This window comes from Oceanobacillus iheyensis HTE831 (assembly GCF_000011245.1).
Taxonomy (GTDB): domain Bacteria; phylum Bacillota; class Bacilli; order Bacillales; family Amphibacillaceae; genus Oceanobacillus; species Oceanobacillus iheyensis.
The window spans coordinates 3,040,249-3,056,917 of the sequence record NC_004193.1 but is presented as its reverse complement, the minus strand read 5'-3'; the positions used below and the strand labels follow the sequence as shown (position 1 = coordinate 3,056,917).

The following is a 16,669-nucleotide window of genomic DNA, read 5'->3' as shown; positions in this document are numbered from 1 at the left end:
GAAGTGATTATATGACAGATAAGAAGAAAGTAAACGTAGGTACAGAAGCAGTTTGGGCGGGAGAAAAGGAATATCTTGTACATGGAGCAACGCAAGTACCTGTTGTCCTTAGTGTTGCCTACAATTATGACGATATGGATGAATGGTATGATGTAGCAATTGGAAAAAAGAAGGGGCATATTTATGGACGAAACACAAACCCAACAGTTCAAGCTTTTGAAGATAAAGTGAAGCAGTTAGAAGGAGCAGAGGCTGCTACTAGTTTTTCTACAGGAATGGCAGCAATAAGTAATACACTCTCTACGTTTTTATTACCAGGAGATCGCATTGTTTCGATTAAAGACACGTATGGTGGAACGAATAAAATATTTACTGAATTTCTTCCTCGTCAGCAAGTAGAAGTAACGTTATGTGAGACTGGAGATCATGAACAAATTGAAAAAGAAGTGAATAAAGGCTGTAAGATTCTATATTTAGAATCACCAACAAATCCTACTGTGAAAATTACCGATCTGAAGAAAATGGCGGAAGTAGGAAAACGAGCAGGAGCCATTGTGATCGTCGATAACACGTTCGGTACTCCAATAAATCAAAATCCATTAGCACTTGGAGCCGATTTGGTTATTCATAGTGCTACAAAATTTCTAGGTGGTCATGCAGATGCGTTAGGAGGAGTAGTTTGTGGCCCTGAAGATTATGTAGAGCAAATTTACCATTTTCGTGAAATAAATGGAGCAACAATGGATCCAATGGCTGCTTATTTAACATTACGTGGCATGAAGACATTGCATCTACGGGTAAGGGAACAATCATTTAATGCAATGCAATTAGCAAAGTTCCTACAGCAGCAAGATATTGTAGAAGAAGTGTTTTACCCAGGATTAACGACACATCCGAATCATGATATTGCAAAAGAACAAATGAAAGACTTTGGCGGTATGTTAAGTTTTTCAGTAAAAGGCGGCGTGGACACGGTAAGAGAATTGTTACCGAAGCTGCAGTATGCACATCGAGCAGCAAATCTAGGTGCAGTGGAAACAACAGTCGGCCCTGCACGTACAACAAGTCATGTCGAATGTACACCAGAGGAACGGGCAGCAATGGGAATTCCAGAAGGGCTTATTCGCGTGTCCTGTGGTATTGAATATATTGATGATATATTGGAAGACTTTGCTCAAGCATTTGCTCATATAGAAAATAGCTTAGAAATTTCTTAGCAGAACGAGGTTGGGGCAAAACACCAATGGTTTAGTCAAATGATGAGTGATCGATAGGATAAGCATAAGATGCTCTTAAAGGTGCCGTTGGATAAGCGCAGTATATTGCTGAAGCGGGTTTTTTAAAGGCCATTCATTCAGATTTATCTATTGCGTAAATACTTTTTGTCCCAACATCTTCCTTATCAACAGAACATAAAAAGGAAGGGATGCGAATGTGAGTGTATATCGAAAGGTACTTGAATATGAAGATCAATTGATCGAATGGAGGAGAGAGTTTCATCGGTTTCCAGAATTAAGTTTTGAAGAATTTCATACTTCTAAGCGAATAGTAGAAATCTTACAGACGATGAATCATATACAAATAGAAAAAGGGTTGGGAACACCTACGAGCGTAATCGCAACTATTACAACTGGAGAAGGGCCGGTTGTAGCATTAAGAGCAGATATGGATGCTTTGCCAATTCAAGAACAAACGCATACTCCTTATGAATCGCAGAATCCGGGAGTAATGCATGCGTGTGGGCATGATGCACATACAGCAATATTATTAGGAGCGGCAAAGGTTATATCCGTCCTCGCTCAATCAAAGGCCTGGGAGGGTACAATTAAACTCATTTTTCAACCTGCAGAAGAGGCACAGGATGAGCATGGCTTATCAGGATCTCCATATCTACTACAAGCAGGCGTATATGATCAAGTCGAAGCAGCATTTGCACTTCATATGTGTCCGTGGAAAAAAACAGGTCAGCTTCTCATCAATGATGGATTTAGCATGGCGAGCGTTGATGAATTTGAAGCAACTATTTATGCGACAGGCGGACACGGTGGTTACCCTGAAAAATCTACCGATCCCATCTGGATGTTATCACTTGTACTCCCAGGTCTATATGGAATCATTTCTCGTCGAATAGCTGCAGCAGAAAAGGGTGTTATTTCAGTAGGAGAAATTCAAGCAGGAAATGCGACCAATATTATACCTGCCAAGGCAAGTATTCGCGGGACGATTCGAAGTTATACTCCAACCATTCGAGATCAACTAGAAAGAGAGTTACATCAAGTGTTTCAAATGGTACATTCTTTAGGTGGAGAATATCGATTGAATGTTTCAAGAGGAGAGCCAGCTTTATATAATGACCCATACTTGAATCAGATTGTACGTCATTCAGTGAGGAAAATACAGACACACATAGATTTATTTGAAGATAATTTTGGAATGGGCGGAGAAGACTTTGGATATGTGTCACAGAAATTGCCAGCTACCATGTTTTTTCTAGGCTGTGCATTAGAGGAAGATTATTCCCGTGATTTGCATACGCCTGTCTTTGATATTGATGAGTCATCGCTCGTATTAGGAGTAACAATTTTAGTGGAAAGTGCATTAGCACGTCTAAAGCAGGCTACAATTTAAAAATAATAGTTAATGTAAGCAAAATGTCCGAACTAGCAGTTAGCTCGGACATTTTTTATGGTCTAGAAAATGATGCAGCTGTTCCTTATGAGGCTAAACGAACGCTTACGTTTTTGTTCTTAAGAGGAAATTTCGCTTACTTTTACAAGCTGTTTTCCTTTGTTTTTTCCTTCGAATAAGTCTAAAAATGCAGTTGGTGTATTTTCAAAACCATCAACAGTTGTTACTTCATATGATAATTTATCTTCAGCAACCCATTTTGCTAGATCTTTGATTGCTTCTGGGAATTGTTCTTGATAATCGCTTACGATAAATCCTTTCATGGTAGTACGTGTTTTAAGGATTTTTGGCAATATACTTGGACCATGATCCTCACCTGGTTTCAGGTTGTACGTGGATATCGCACCACATAATGGTATACGAGCAAAATCATTTAATAGGCTTATTACATTGTCTGTTACTTCTCCGCCTACATTATCGAAATAGACGTCTACGCCATTTGGACAAGCTTCTTTTAGTTGTTGCTTAAAGTCTGCATCTTTATAATTTACTGCTTTATCGAATCCTAATTGATTTTCTAGATAATCTATTTTTTCATCTGTACCTGCAATTCCGACTACATGAGCACCTTTAATTTTCGCGATTTGTCCTACTGAAGAACCTACTGCTCCAGCAGCTGCGGATACTACTACCGTCTCGCCCTCTTTAGGCTGACCAATGTCTAACAAACCAAAATAAGCAGTGAGGCCGGTTAGACCTAGCACACTTAAATATGCTGTTAATGGTGCTACTGAAGGATCGATTTTTTCAACATATGATGCAGAAACTACATTATATCGTTGCCATGGTAACATCCCGCGAACGAGGTCACCTTTAGAAAATGACTCTGATTCAGAAGTTACTACTTCCCCAACAATCGTGCCATTCATTGGCTTATCAACCTCAAATGGCTTCACGTATGATTTTCCAGCACTCATTCGGCCTCGCATATAAGGGTCAACAGAAAGATAAATAGTTTTTATAAGGACTTCACCATCATTTGGGTTATTAATCGGTATATCTACAATTTCAAAATGTTCATTTGTAGGAGTACCTTCCGGACGCTTAGTTAATTTTATTTGTTGATTTTGTTCTGACATGATCTATCCAACCTTTCTAATTTAATGATTGTATAACGTATTTACCCATCTTTACATTATTCCAAAACATATACAAGTATTTCTTTCCCTATCTATATTCGCTATAATAGGGATAAATGCTACATAGAAGGAGCTGTATACAATGATGGACGTGGAACAAGTTAAAGAAATCATTCCACACCGTTATCCATTTTTATTAGTGGATAAAGTGGTAGAAATACAAGAAGGCGAAAAAGTGACTGCATTAAAAAATGTATCGGTAAATGAACCATTTTTCCAGGGGCATTTTCCAGAGTATCCTGTGATGCCAGGTGTACTAATTTTGGAAGCTCTTGCGCAAACAGGAGCAATTGCTGTTTTAAATATAGAGGAGAATAAAGGGAAAATTGGCTTTCTTGCAGGTGTTGACAAATGCCGATTTAAACGTCAAGTAAAACCCGGAGACCAATTAAATTTACAAGTAGAAATTATAAGAATGAAGGGTCCAATCGGAAAAGGAAAAGGAATTGCGACTGTAGATGGTGAAGTAGCATGCGAGGCTGAAATTACCTTTGCTATCAAATAATCATTCTTTGTCGAAAGTGTAACCAAATAACATCTTGATTTTTTATAAAATGTATTTTTTTTCTATCTTTGGTTAATCTAATCACGAAAGTTGATTATCAAAGGAGGAAAAATACATGAAGAAATTTCTTATGCAGTTTGGTACAGCAGCGTTAGCGTTATCGTTAATCACTGCTTGTGGAACTACAGATGAAGAAGAGCCAATGGATAACCAAGACCCAATTGAAGAAGAAGTTCCATCTGATCAAGAAGGTATGGATGAACCAAATGAACAAGACGGTCAAAATGGTGGATTAGAAGGTAACCAACCTGAAGATGGCGAAATGCAAGACGAACAAGATAACCAATAAAAAAGGAGAAGCTTGTAGAGACTGACTAGAACTCTACAAGCTTCTTTTATTGTTTTCTAGGAAATTATAAAATCTTTGGGCTGTGGATAAACGTACGAAGTTATTTAGTGACGTCCAGCGCAAGCGCCCGGCCCGTCAACTATTGGGCCTAATGTTCTTTGTGAGGCATAGTCGCACTTATGCCCTTGCGCTTTTGTACTTGCTATCCGTGATATTCATCGCTCTCGTCCACATCATCAGAAGTTAATCCAGAAAGTACGTGAACACGTAGAATATAACCAATTAATTTATTCTCTTCATTGACGACTGCTAACGGGAACATCGATTCCAATGCTTTAGGAATTAAATCATTAATATATTCATCTTCCTTAACAATCGAAATATCTGTACGAATAATATCTTCTAATGATTGTTGCTCCTTAATTCCTTTAATTGCATCATCGATGGTAACAATTCCTTTAATATGTCTACCTCGTTCAACAACAAATACACTGGAGATTCCATTCTCTTTCATTTCACGAACAGCTACATTGAGGCCATCCTTCATAGAAACAAGTGCATTTGGCTTCGTCATGATATGTGAAGCTTGGAATACTTTGGAGCGATCAATATCCTTGATAAATTCAGAAATATACTCATTTGCAGGAGTAGCGATAATATCTTCCGGAGTGCCGACCTGCTCCACGTGTCCGTCTTTCATCACAGCTACGCGATCCCCAATTTTAAATGCCTCATTCACATCATGTGTAATGAAAATAATTGTTTTTTGCAAACGTTCTTGAATATCAAGAAGCTCTAATTGCATTTCACGGCGAATAAGTGGATCAAGTGCACTGAAAGGCTCGTCCATGAGTAGAATATCAGGATCATTGGTTAATGCTCGAGCTAGTCCGACTCGTTGTTGCATCCCACCAGATAGTTCATCCGGGTATTTGTCTTCGTATCCTTTTAATCCAACAGTTTCAATGTTTTTTAGTGCAATTTCTCTGCGCTCTTCTTTAGAGAAGTTACGTATTTCCAATCCATATTCGACATTAGCTAAAATGGTACGATGATTAAATAATCCAAAATGCTGAAATACCATCGCTACTTTTTCTTGGCGCACTTTCTTTAATTGATCTTTGTTATGTTTGGTGATGTCCTCACCATCAATGAAAATCGAGCCATCCGTTGGTTTATTTAGAAGGTTAAAACAACGGATTAATGTCGACTTTCCACTACCAGAAAGGCCCATAATAACAAAGACTTCTCCTTTTTCAATTTCAAAAGAAGCATTATATACACCGACCGTATGATTGGTTTTTTTAAGTATGTCTGCCTTTGACATTCCTTCTTTCACCATTGGAATCACGGATTTAGGTTTTGGACCAAATATTTTCGATACATTTTCTACTTTAATATGGGTTGTCATGCTCTATCACCCTGTCTTTGGAATTTTTGTGCAACACCGTTAGTAATACGGTCAATGATAACCGCTAAGAACACGATACTGATTCCAGCTTCGAATCCTAGTGCGATATCTATGCGATTAATTGATACAAGTACTTGTTCACCTAATCCAGATGCACCAACCATCGAAGCGATTACGACCATTGATAATGCCATCATAGTTGTTTGGTTCACACCAGCCATAATTGTAGGTGTTGCCTGTGGTAATTGTACTTTTTTTAATGTTTGCCATTTTGATGAACCAAAGGAATGTGCAGATTCGATAATCTCCTTATCTACTCCACGAATAGCAAGCTCCGTTAAACGAATAACAGGAGGTAAAGCATAAATCAGCGTTGCAAAAATAGCAGAAACATTACCTAAGCCAAAGAAGAAAATCGCTGGAATGAGGTAGACAAAACTAGGCATTGTCTGCATTGCATCAAGTACTGGGCGGGCAATAGTCGAGAATAGTTTACTAAATGACATTGCTACACCAATTGGAATGCCGATAAGTAAACATATAATTACTGCTGTGAGAATAATGGAGATGGTAATCATCATATCTTCCCATAATCCAAATGTTCCGATGATAAAGATAAACGCACCATAAAGAATACCGGAAAAGGCCGACTTAAAGTACCATCCTAATGCAATAATAATAATAATGAATAACCACCAAGGCAAAAACATTAATGCATCTGTAATTAGATTAATAGAACGGGATGCAATAAAGAAAATAAAATCAAAAAAAGCTTCAAATGTAGAATCAATAAAACTAACGGCTTGATCTACATACTTACCAGCTTCAAACTCTATATCTGGAAATATTCCCATAAGCGTCGATACTGCGTCTAGCAGTTCTACACCTCTCTTTCATTAATAAATGATATTTTAAATAGAAAGAACAGCCAACCAAGTGGCAAGCTGCTCCATTTCATTACTGTAATGATTCTTTTACTGCCGTTGCTACATCTTCAGGAACCCAACTCGTCCAAACATCTTCATGTTCGTTCATCCACCATTCAGCTGCTTCCTCAGGTGATGCACCATTCTCTTCCATATAATTTAATGCTTCTTCTGTTAGCGCACTACTTGTCTCATAGTTTTTCAAGAATTCCGTTACTTCGGGAGCTTGTTCAGGAAAATCTTTATGAACAGCTACGACTACATCATTTGGAGGGAATTCTGTACTTTTGTCTTCGTTCCATTGATCTTCTTCATATGGATCTTCTTTTAATAACGTTAGGTCATATTTTGCAGTAATTGCCGTTGGAGACCAGTAGTAACCAACCCAACCTTCTCCTGCTTCATAAGCACTTGCTAAGTCTGCTACAATTGCAGCATCGGAACCAGGTCCAAAGTTATTAAATGTCTCTCCTAAACCGTAAGTCTCGAATTTTTCATTAATTGATTGTTCAACAGCCCAACCACTCGGAGCATTTATTAGACGTCCTTTAGAAGGATCCTCCGGGTCTTGAAAAACTTCTGGATAATTTTTTAAATCTTCTACTGTTTCAAGGTCGGGAGCAAGCGGTTCAATTCCTCTTTCTGGATCACCCTCGATAACATAAGACGGTACATAAAGTCCTTGAACATTATCATCAAAGTTTACGGAAAGCTTTTCGATATCGCCAGATTCAATAGACTCTTCATATAATTCTTTAATGTTATCTGTCCAAACTTCTGTGTAGACATTGATATCTCCCTCACGTAAACCTTGTACGGTTGCAGCGGTGGAACCAGATGTAACATCGGTATTGTAATCATATCCTTCTTCGATAATTCGTTGTGCAATACTGTTATGCACTTTAATACTATCCCAACCTGCATCTGCTAATACGATAGTATCGATTTCGCTATCGCTTGAAGCATCGCCACAGGCAGCAAGTACTAATGCTACAGCAGTCATAAGTAATAAAAGCGTTTTTCTCATTTTCTATGTCCCCTTTTAATATATTTTTTTAAAATCAATTTCATAATTAAGAACTATTACATGAAATTCGAATGTTTCGAGATTGATTTATTTGCTTTTCAGCAGGCATCGATTCTACGCATTCGAGCGATAAAAATCACTTTTTTCTAGTTATTTTGATCCCTATTTATCATCTTCCATTACAATCTAAATCAAGTCTAAGGAATTCCTTTAATTCCGAACATTTTTACTACGTAGAACTAGACAAAGATGAAACTGACTCAAGTAAACCGAATAAAAATTGGCTAAACGGAATGAATAGCCATCTCTAGATCGGAATGCTAATATCGGACGTGACTTTCCTACTTGATTCCACAGTAAAGAGGAATTGATGGTCTTCCAATCAATCCATCCGTTCGTATGTTTGTTGAAAAAGTAAATCATTATTTTCTTCGACTGAAAAAAATGAAATTTATCAATAGTGAAATAATATACCGTGAACGTATTCGAGTTACATACAACGTAAGTATGAAGAATCCGATAAGGAAGATAATCAAATCTGATCTGGAGAGATTTTTACCGAGATAACTCGTTGCGCTTACATTCATTTATTGTACCGAATTGTTATAGTTGTCTCAAACGGCTTAAAATACGATATCTCGTGAAATACATAAGTTATTACGACCTAGAGTAATAAGAACTATAATTCCTATATATTTATAGGCGAATGCTCGGAAATACTCAGAAATTGTCGATAATTTCACTTGTATTCGAATATTTGCAGAAATTATTCGACATGATTCTCTTATCTTAGTCGAATAATAAATACAGCGTTTTTTAAAACTTGCAGAAGTTGTGTCCCAAATAAAACTTATAACTAAATGTCATTAGCCAGCCTTTGAATTTGCGAGGTCTAGTCTGGGTCGGTATACTAAAATAGTATTCGAACTATCAAAATAAATCAGGAATTGATTTGGGAGAATTGAATCATTTTTAAGATAAAATTACATGGTTTAGAAAGGAGATTAACATGAGAAAAGCAACACTATTTTTAGGAATAATTTTTTTGGTTTTTATACTCGCTGCATGTACGGAAGAAGATGAGAGTGCTAACCAAGAAGAAGAGGATCGCATTGTATCGGTAGAAACTGGCGAAATTGAAGAAGGGGATTTAGATATTGATCGTACCATTTCTGGACGAGTAGAACCCAATAAGACAACGCCAATTACAGTTGAACAACCAGGAGAAATTGAAACGCTAGAAGTGGAAAGTGGAGCTAGTGTAGAAGAAGATGATAAGATTGCAACTATTTCAACTCCAGCTGGTACACAAACGATTAATGCTCCTTCAGATGGGGAATTAATGCAACTTCAAGCTGGTGAAGGAGAAATGATAAATCCAGAAGAGCCGTTTGCCATAATAGCAGATACATCATCTTGGAAATTACAGTTTACTGCAACCGCAAGAATTTTAGAATTAATAAATAAAGATGATACTTTTACAGCTACGATCAATGGAGATGAATTTGAAGCGACAATCACACAAATTGATTCCATGCCAGATGATACGGGCCTATACCCAGTTGTAGCTACGATAGATGATGAACAAGATCAAGATATACTTACTGGAACAGTAGCGACATTAGCCATTCCAGAGACGGTGGTTTCTGATTCATTGCTTGTTCCTACAGCCTCAATAGTAGAAGAAAATAATGAATCGTATGTCTATATAGTAAACGATAATCAAGTAGAAAGAAAAAAAGTAACCGTAAATGAAATGCAATCCGCAAAAACAGCGGTTGAAGGTGAATTAGAGCCAGGAGATGAAATCGTTACATCTGGACAATTAACCTTACAGGATGGAGATTCTGTAGAAGTTGTGAAAGGAGAATAGATCTTGAAGCTAGTAAATACATCCGTAAAACGACCAATCGGAGTGATTATGGTTGTTTTAGCAATCATTGCTTTAGGCGTCGTCTCATTGAGAAACTTAGCTGTAGATCTTTTTCCTGAGATTGATTTACCAGTAGCTGTTGTAGCAACAAGTTATCAAGATGCTGCTCCTGAAGATGTCGAAAATTTAATAAGTAGACCAATTGAATCATCTGTAAGTTCCGTGGAGGGAATTGACACTGTACAGTCTCAGTCTCAATCAGGCTCATCAATGGTAATGATGATGTTTCAAAATGGGACAGACTTAGATCAGGCATTATTAGATGTCCGGGAGCAAGTTGATCAAGTAAAAGGTATGTTGCCTGATCAGGCTGGTGATCCTAATATACTCCGTTTTAGCCCAGAAGCTATGCCAGTAGTTTATTTAGGATTAACTGGAGGAGATACAGCTGAATTAACCGAAATTGCTAATGAGCAAATTGTTCCTTATTTTGAAAGACAAGCAGGGGTTGCTTCTGTATCGGTCGAAGGTGGCCTAGAACGAGAGATTCAGGTTGAACTGGATGAAGCGCGCATGTCACAATATGGAATCACCTCTCAATCCGTCATGCAAGCTATCTCAGATTCCAATAACTCTTCTTCAGTTGGAACGGTAGAGCAAGGGAATCAAGACTTGCAATTACGTGTAACGGGAGAATTTGAATCTATAAATGATATAGAAGAAACAAGAATTCAAACGGAAGCTGGCGATGTTATTCAAGTATCGGATGTAGCTACAGTAAATGATGATTTTAAAGATAGAAGCTCCGATACATTAGTGGATGGAGAACCCGCTATTGTATTATCGGTAATGAAACAAACCGATGCCAATACAGTAGAAGTAGCTAGTAATATTGAATCTTCTATGGAAGACTTGAAAGGAGATCTTCCAGAAGGAGCGAATTTAAAAACAGTAATTGATACATCTGATTTTATTGAAATGTCGATTGACTCTGTTATTAATAATATTTTAATCGGTGGAGCAATTGCTTTTCTTATTCTATTATTATTCTTGAAAAGTTTCCGAGCGACAATCGTTATCGGATTGTCGATTCCAATTGCGCTAATTTCTACATTCACATTAATGTATTTTACAGGACAAACGTTGAATGTATTAACATTAGGTGGGTTAGCACTTGGAATTGGGATGATGGTAGATAGTTCAATCATTATCTTAGAAAATATATATTCGTATAAAAGAAGAGGATATAATCTGTTTGATTCTGCTACAAAGGGTGCATCTGAATTAGCACCAGCAGTTATCGCCTCTACAACGACTACGTTAGTTGTATTTTTACCAATTATTTTTGTAGAAGGGTTATCTGCGGATTTATTCGCTCCATTAGCACTAGCAGTGTCATTCTCATTAATTGCTTCCCTTGTTGTAGCAATTACCTTAGTACCGATGTTATCCTCTAAATTGTTATCGAAAGCAATGGAAGACAAAGGTAGAAGATATTGGTTCGATCGTTTTCTTGATTGGTTACGAGAACTTTATAGTGGTGGTTTAAGTCGCGTACTGAAGTTTAGAAAGACGACCGTACTCGTAGTCATTCTTGCAATAGCAGGAAGTCTTGCTCTAATCCCGCGCATGGGTGCAGAATTTATGCCGTCTTCCGATCAAGGTCAGGCACAAATTACGGTTGAGACTGCTCCAGGAAGTAGTCTAGCTTATACCCAAACCATCTCTGATCAAGTAAACGAAGTCCTAAGTCAGTATGATGATGTTATCGAAACAAGCTATGTTACTGTCGGTGCAACAGGTTTTGAATCTGGGAATCAGGCTTCGTATACGATTCAGATGACCCCAGTAGCAGAACGTGAGCAGACAACGACACAAATCGTCCAAAATCTTGATGATGAATTACAGCATATTGCTGGTGCTGAAATTGTAGCCAGTGCAATGGACGGCGGAATGCAAATGGGTGATCCCATTACGATTCAATTAAATGGACAAGAGCATGAAGTGTTAAGTGATTTATCCGAAGAAGTACTACAGGAAATAAATCAAGTTGATGGTGTATTTAATGCATCTTCTGCTGCTTCAGAGGGTATTCCACAAATGACGATTACGGTAGATGATGCCGTTGCAAGAAGTTACGGGCTCACTTCAGATCAAGTGAGTAGTCAAATCCGAATGAAGTTCTCCGGACAAGTGGTGACACAATACCGTGAGGATGGACAGGAAATGGATGTAACGCTTGTATATCCTCAAGAAGAACGAAACACCATTAATGATTTACAAGATATGTCTATTCAGTCACCATCAGGTGCAAAAGTGCCGTTGGATGAATTAGTGGAATTAGAACAAGAGCAAGGACCTGAATCATTACTCAGAGAAAATCAACAACCACAAATGAATATCACTTCAGATGTTGTTGATCGAGATTTAGGAAGTGTCGTTTCTGATGTAGAATCAGCATTAGATAATATTCATTTTCCTGAAGGGTATAGCTATTCAATTGGAGGTCAAGCTGCAGACATGGAAGAGGCATTTGCGGAATTAGCGATTGCATTAGTATTCTCTATATTCCTCGTATATGCAGTGATGGCAATCCAATTTGAAAATCTATTGCAGCCATTTATTATCATGTTTGCTTTACCTACAACAGTTATTGGAGTTATCGGTGGACTTTGGATTACAGGATTATCGTTAAGTATTCCAGCATTTATCGGTGTAATTATGCTAGCCGGTATAGTGGTGAATAATTCGATTGTACTTGTCGACTATATAAATATTTTACGAAGACGAGGAACAGATCGCATCGAATCAATAATTGAAGCAGGTAAATCTCGACTCCGTCCAATTCTAATGACGACTTTAACAACTATTTTAGCGATGGTACCATTGGGATTAGGAATTGGAGAAGGAGCCGAATTACAACAACCGCTCGCGGTTACCATTATATTTGGCCTTACAGTATCCAGCTTCTTTACCTTATTATTTGTTCCTGTTATCTACTTAATGTTTGATAATATGACAACGAAATTTAGAAGGAAAAAGAAAGAAGCATAAAAATAATTAAATGATTTGAAACCGTATGGGGATAGGATTCGTATAGTAGGGAGGGTTAATCTTACTCAACTTACGATAGAACCTTGACCATGCGGTTTTATTTTGGTGGCTGGTTGGCTGATATGACTGAAACCCGAGGAAAGATGTAAGGTCATGGGAGAGCACCCCATACTAACTAATAACGACTTTACGGTAAATTATTATTCACCAAGATTAGACATGATTTTTAAATAAACCGGGTATGATACATTTAAAAGAAAATATAACGCAAAAGGGGGGACCAGATATGTCATTATCTAGAATTATGCAGTGGGTAACAGGGGGAGCAGAAGCTTTATTAGGTATTCCTTTTATAGGTGGCATTTATATTTTTTCTAATGCGTACACTCCTTTATTCGTCATGCTGTTACTTCATATATTAACGCTTATATTAGCCAAACGTGATGGACGGTGGATCGCAGGAAGTGTAATTGGTATTATTACGAGTGTTATTGCCTGGATACCAATAGTTGGTATGATCATGCACTGGATATCAGCTTTAGCGTTGATCATCTCAGGTATGCAATCCAATAAAAAAGATGATGAAAACATAATATATCAATAATAAAAAAGGTATTGTTTTTATAGACAGTAGGGAACCCTCACATGCTATAAATAACAATACCTTTTTAAAATGGTTCGTAAAACAGTTCGATTTTAGGAATCTTACTTCATATAGGACGTTTAGATTGGCCACCAATGGAAACCATCTTTTTTCAACAGTTCATCAGATGCTTCTGGTCCCATCGATCCAGAACGATAATTAGGGAATGCTGGTTGATTTTCTGACCAGTTTTCCAAAATCTTATCGACAAATTGCCAAGATAAAGCAACTTCATCCCAATGGGTAAAGTTAGTCGCATCACCAAGCATACTATCGTAAATTAGTTTTTCATATGCTTCTGGTGTATTGATTCCAGATACAGCATTTTGGTGGTATGCTAATTGAATTGGCTCTGCTAGTGCACCTTCACCTGATTTACGTGCATTCAAGCAAAGCGTAATTCCTTCATTTGGTTGAATATTAATAACCAATAAATTTGGATTCCTTTGATCATCTTTTTGGTAATAAAGATTCATTGGAATGTCTTTGAACTCAATTACAATTTTTGTGGATTTTTCTGTCATGCGCTTTCCTGTACGAATATAGAAAGGAACGCCTGCCCATCGGTAATTGTCAATGAGAAGTTTTCCAGCTACAAATGTTTCAGTACGAGAATTTTCTAGTTGTTCATCTTCGTCTTGATAACCAATAACAGAATTACCTTTAACTGTACCAGCACCGTATTGACCGCGAATGAAATAATCATCTATTTCATTTGTCTCCATCATTCTTAAGGCACGCAATACTTTAATTTTTTCAGAGCGTACTTCCTCTGTTGTTAAACTAATCGGAGGTTCCATCGCCAGTAGAGCAACCATTTGTAACATATGATTTTGAACCATATCCCGCGTAGCACCAGAAGTGTCATAATAACGTGCTCGTTCCTCTACTCCAAGCGTTTCGCTACTCGTAATTTGGATGTTTGAGATAAAGCGATTATTCCACAAATGTTCAAAAATACCGTTGGCAAAACGGATTACTTCAATATTTTGCACCATCTCTTTACCTAGATAGTGGTCGATACGATAAATTTGATCTTCACGAAATGCGGCTTGTAATTCATGGTTTAACTTTTTAGCAGAAGGTAAATCATGTCCAAATGGTTTTTCGATCACAAGTCTAGTCCAACCACTCGTGTTCTTTAATCCATAATCATTGAGTTGATTTGCAATAGCACCAAAGAAATCTGGAGCCATTGCCAGATAAAATAGTCTATTTCCTTCTGTTTGGTATTGACCTTCAAGGTTTTGAATGATTTCATTAAGTCCTTGATACGATTCTTTTTCCGTCACATCAAAAGATTTATAATAGAAATGGGAAATAAATTCGGATAAATCCTCATCCGGAGAAAGAGCATCTTGTATGGAATTTTCCACATTTTCTCTAAGTACTTCATCTGTCCAAGGACGACGTGCTAAACCAATTACTGCAAAATGCTCATCTAATTTTCCGCTTCGGTACAAACGATAAATGGAAGGGAATAATTTACGCTTTGCTAAATCTCCAGTTGCTCCGAAGATTACAATAACGGCTCTTGGCTGTATAGTTTGTTCCATCGTTAATTTCCTCAATTCTTTTTCAAAATATAATTTCATTGTAAGACATTTCACATTATAATCCAAAAGATAAACACGTACCAAACATATGAACTATAATATATTAACTTCTTTCACCGTAATTAAGTGCGCTGAAGCTTTACGATTTTTTTCAAGATTTGATTCAACACTTCAGAAAACATTAATCCAATAGCAATTCCACCGGCTAATAACATGACTTGCGTAGATAATTGTATGGCAGTATTATAATCATTTTCTACAAAATGACGCATCGCGTTATAAGCAATTCCTCCAGGTACAAGTGGAATGATGCCAGAAACGGTAAAAACGATAATTGGTTTTTGAAAGAAGCGGGCGCATAAATGACTTAAGATGGCAACGAGCATTGCTGCGAATGTTGTTGCTGGAACAACATCCATTCCTTGTTGAACTAAGGAATAGTATAGAATCCAACCAAGCATCCCGACTGTTCCACATTGGATCAACGCGTTGCGAGGAGCATTAAATAGAATTCCGAATCCTGCAGCTGCAATAAAACTCATGACGATTTGCGTTATCAACTTTTATTCTCCTTTCCAATTACGTCTTTTATTCATGAATGATATAAATTAGGTGTGCCTTTAGAAAAATGCATACATGATAGCTACACCCGCACCAATCGCGAATGATGTTAAAAGTGCTTCTATCCCCTTGGATATACCGGAGACGAGGTGTCCTGCCATTAAATCACGTATTGCATTTGTGATATGTAAGCCAGGAACGAGTGGCATAACTGCACCGATAATCACACTATCAATTGTTTCACCTAGCCCAAGCCATAAAAACAAGAAAGACGATACGCCAATGACGAACCCACCAAAAAAGTCAGCAAGAAATCGAATTTCTACGAGTTTTCCGAAGGCTAACATTCCTGCATACCCTATTCCGCCAGCTAAAAGTGCTGGTATGAAATCCTGCCAGGATCCCCCGAACATCATAGTGAAACCACCGCTTACAAGCATGGCAGCAATTATTTGAACAGTTGGAGAGAACGTTAACTTACTCTTCTCTATATGTTGAAGTTCATAGTATGCCTGTTGTTTTGATATAGCTCCATCTACAATTTGTCTGGAAACATGATTTACTTCTGCAATTTTATGTAGATCGGTTGATCGACTGGTAATACGTAAAAAATTAGTTGTCGTTGCTAAGTCAATCGAAAAATTAATTCCTGTTGGAGTTGCATAACTTTGTGGATTGGTAATACCATATGCTCGAGCAATTCGATTCATCGTATCTTCCACACGATGCGTCTCAGCACCACTAATTAGCATTATTTTTCCAGCGATTAGGCATATTTTTTCTACGGTAATTAATTCCTCTTTCATTCATCATCACTCACTTCGATGTCAAAAAATTAAATATGATATTTGCTAAAGCACTCTAATCATATCTATTATATGCAAGCTTTGATTATATGAAAAGCAATACCGGTTATGCTGAATGAAGTGGAATTTGT

Annotated in this window: 14 protein-coding genes; 7 read left to right on the top strand and 7 right to left on the bottom strand. The window is 37.5% G+C overall.

All coding sequences use genetic code 11. The annotated features are described in order from the left end of the window. The first annotated feature begins 11 nt into the window (after positions 1–11). Positions 12–1,217 (top strand): cystathionine gamma-synthase family protein, encoded by a 1,206-nt coding sequence (locus OB_RS15055; protein WP_011067346.1) that lies wholly within the window; start codon positions 12–14, stop codon positions 1,215–1,217. A 217-nt stretch (positions 1,218–1,434) separates the two neighbouring features. Then, a complete protein-coding gene (locus OB_RS15050) occupies positions 1,435–2,628 on the top strand; it encodes an amidohydrolase (RefSeq protein WP_011067345.1) in 1,194 nt (397 codons plus the stop codon). 119 nt (positions 2,629–2,747) lie between these two features. Here OB_RS15050 and OB_RS15045 read toward each other — a convergent pair whose 3' ends face one another. After that, positions 2,748–3,767 (bottom strand): NADP-dependent oxidoreductase, encoded by a 1,020-nt coding sequence (locus OB_RS15045; RefSeq protein ID WP_011067344.1) that lies wholly within the window; start codon positions 3,765–3,767, stop codon positions 2,748–2,750. 142 nt (positions 3,768–3,909) lie between these two features. Between OB_RS15045 and fabZ the strand changes: the two genes are divergently transcribed. Both fabZ and OB_RS15035 read left to right on the top strand, forming a co-directional pair. Beyond that, a complete protein-coding gene (gene fabZ / locus OB_RS15040) occupies positions 3,910–4,332 on the top strand; it encodes a 3-hydroxyacyl-ACP dehydratase FabZ (protein ID WP_011067343.1) in 423 nt (140 codons plus the stop codon). 115 nt (positions 4,333–4,447) lie between these two features. Then, positions 4,448–4,681: a hypothetical protein gene (locus OB_RS15035; protein WP_011067342.1), complete on the top strand. Its 234-nt coding sequence runs from the start codon at positions 4,448–4,450 to the stop codon at positions 4,679–4,681. Positions 4,682–4,883: 202 nt separating this feature from the next. On the opposite strand, the gene OB_RS15030 is transcribed toward OB_RS15035, so the two are convergent. The 3 genes from OB_RS15030 to OB_RS15020 form a co-directional block, all read right to left on the bottom strand. Then, positions 4,884–6,092 (bottom strand): quaternary amine ABC transporter ATP-binding protein, encoded by a 1,209-nt coding sequence (locus tag OB_RS15030; RefSeq protein WP_011067341.1) that lies wholly within the window; start codon positions 6,090–6,092, stop codon positions 4,884–4,886. Further along, positions 6,089–6,946 (bottom strand): ABC transporter permease, encoded by an 858-nt coding sequence (locus OB_RS15025; RefSeq protein WP_011067340.1) that lies wholly within the window; start codon positions 6,944–6,946, stop codon positions 6,089–6,091. Before OB_RS15025 ends, OB_RS15030 begins: the two co-directional genes overlap by 4 nt. Before the next feature lie 103 nt (positions 6,947–7,049). After that, positions 7,050–8,045, bottom strand: coding sequence for an ABC transporter substrate-binding protein (locus tag OB_RS15020; protein WP_011067339.1), 996 nt, complete (start codon positions 8,043–8,045; stop codon positions 7,050–7,052). A 1,009-nt stretch (positions 8,046–9,054) separates the two neighbouring features. Between OB_RS15020 and OB_RS15015 the strand changes: the two genes are divergently transcribed. The 3 genes from OB_RS15015 to OB_RS15005 all read left to right on the top strand — a co-directional run bounded on the left by OB_RS15015 (position 9,055) and on the right by OB_RS15005 (position 13,576). After that, the gene (locus OB_RS15015) at positions 9,055–9,918 is read left to right on the top strand and encodes an efflux RND transporter periplasmic adaptor subunit (RefSeq protein ID WP_011067338.1); all 864 of its coding nucleotides are present in this window, start codon (positions 9,055–9,057) and stop codon (positions 9,916–9,918) included. A 3-nt stretch (positions 9,919–9,921) separates the two neighbouring features. Beyond that, on the top strand, positions 9,922–12,972 hold the full coding sequence (locus OB_RS15010; RefSeq protein ID WP_011067337.1) for an efflux RND transporter permease subunit: 3,051 nt from the start codon (positions 9,922–9,924) through the stop codon (positions 12,970–12,972). A gap of 286 nt (positions 12,973–13,258) precedes the next feature. Then, on the top strand, positions 13,259–13,576 hold the full coding sequence (locus OB_RS15005; protein ID WP_011067336.1) for a hypothetical protein: 318 nt from the start codon (positions 13,259–13,261) through the stop codon (positions 13,574–13,576). A 119-nt stretch (positions 13,577–13,695) separates the two neighbouring features. On the opposite strand, the gene zwf is transcribed toward OB_RS15005, so the two are convergent. From zwf to OB_RS14990, 3 genes are all read right to left on the bottom strand, one after another. Continuing rightward, positions 13,696–15,171 carry a glucose-6-phosphate dehydrogenase gene (gene zwf / locus OB_RS15000; RefSeq protein ID WP_011067335.1) on the bottom strand — a complete coding sequence of 492 codons (1,476 nt, stop codon included), beginning with the start codon at positions 15,169–15,171 and terminating at the stop codon, positions 13,696–13,698. A gap of 122 nt (positions 15,172–15,293) precedes the next feature. Continuing rightward, positions 15,294–15,731 (bottom strand): threonine/serine exporter family protein, encoded by a 438-nt coding sequence (locus OB_RS14995; RefSeq protein WP_011067334.1) that lies wholly within the window; start codon positions 15,729–15,731, stop codon positions 15,294–15,296. A 60-nt stretch (positions 15,732–15,791) separates the two neighbouring features. Beyond that, positions 15,792–16,538, bottom strand: coding sequence for a threonine/serine exporter family protein (locus OB_RS14990; RefSeq protein WP_011067333.1), 747 nt, complete (start codon positions 16,536–16,538; stop codon positions 15,792–15,794). Positions 16,539–16,669: the final 131 nt, after the last annotated feature.

Bases quoted from the DNA above. Each gene is read 5' to 3' on its own strand.
- OB_RS15020 (WP_011067339.1), bottom strand. From the start codon at position 8,045: ATGAGAAAAACGCTTTTATTACTTATGACTGCTGTAGCATTAGTACTT.
- OB_RS15055 (WP_011067346.1), top strand. From the start codon at position 12: ATGACAGATAAGAAGAAAGTAAACGTAGGTACAGAAGCAGTTTGGGCG.
- OB_RS15015 (WP_011067338.1), top strand. From the start codon at position 9,055: ATGAGAAAAGCAACACTATTTTTAGGAATAATTTTTTTGGTTTTTATA.
- OB_RS15035 (WP_011067342.1), top strand. From the start codon at position 4,448: ATGAAGAAATTTCTTATGCAGTTTGGTACAGCAGCGTTAGCGTTATCG.
- zwf (WP_011067335.1), bottom strand. From the start codon at position 15,171: ATGGAACAAACTATACAGCCAAGAGCCGTTATTGTAATCTTCGGAGCA.
- fabZ (WP_011067343.1), top strand. From the start codon at position 3,910: ATGATGGACGTGGAACAAGTTAAAGAAATCATTCCACACCGTTATCCA.
- OB_RS14990 (WP_011067333.1), bottom strand. From the start codon at position 16,538: ATGAAAGAGGAATTAATTACCGTAGAAAAAATATGCCTAATCGCTGGA.
- OB_RS15025 (WP_011067340.1), bottom strand. From the start codon at position 6,946: ATGGGAATATTTCCAGATATAGAGTTTGAAGCTGGTAAGTATGTAGAT.
- OB_RS15005 (WP_011067336.1), top strand. From the start codon at position 13,259: ATGTCATTATCTAGAATTATGCAGTGGGTAACAGGGGGAGCAGAAGCT.
- OB_RS15030 (WP_011067341.1), bottom strand. From the start codon at position 6,092: ATGACAACCCATATTAAAGTAGAAAATGTATCGAAAATATTTGGTCCA.
- OB_RS15045 (WP_011067344.1), bottom strand. From the start codon at position 3,767: ATGTCAGAACAAAATCAACAAATAAAATTAACTAAGCGTCCGGAAGGT.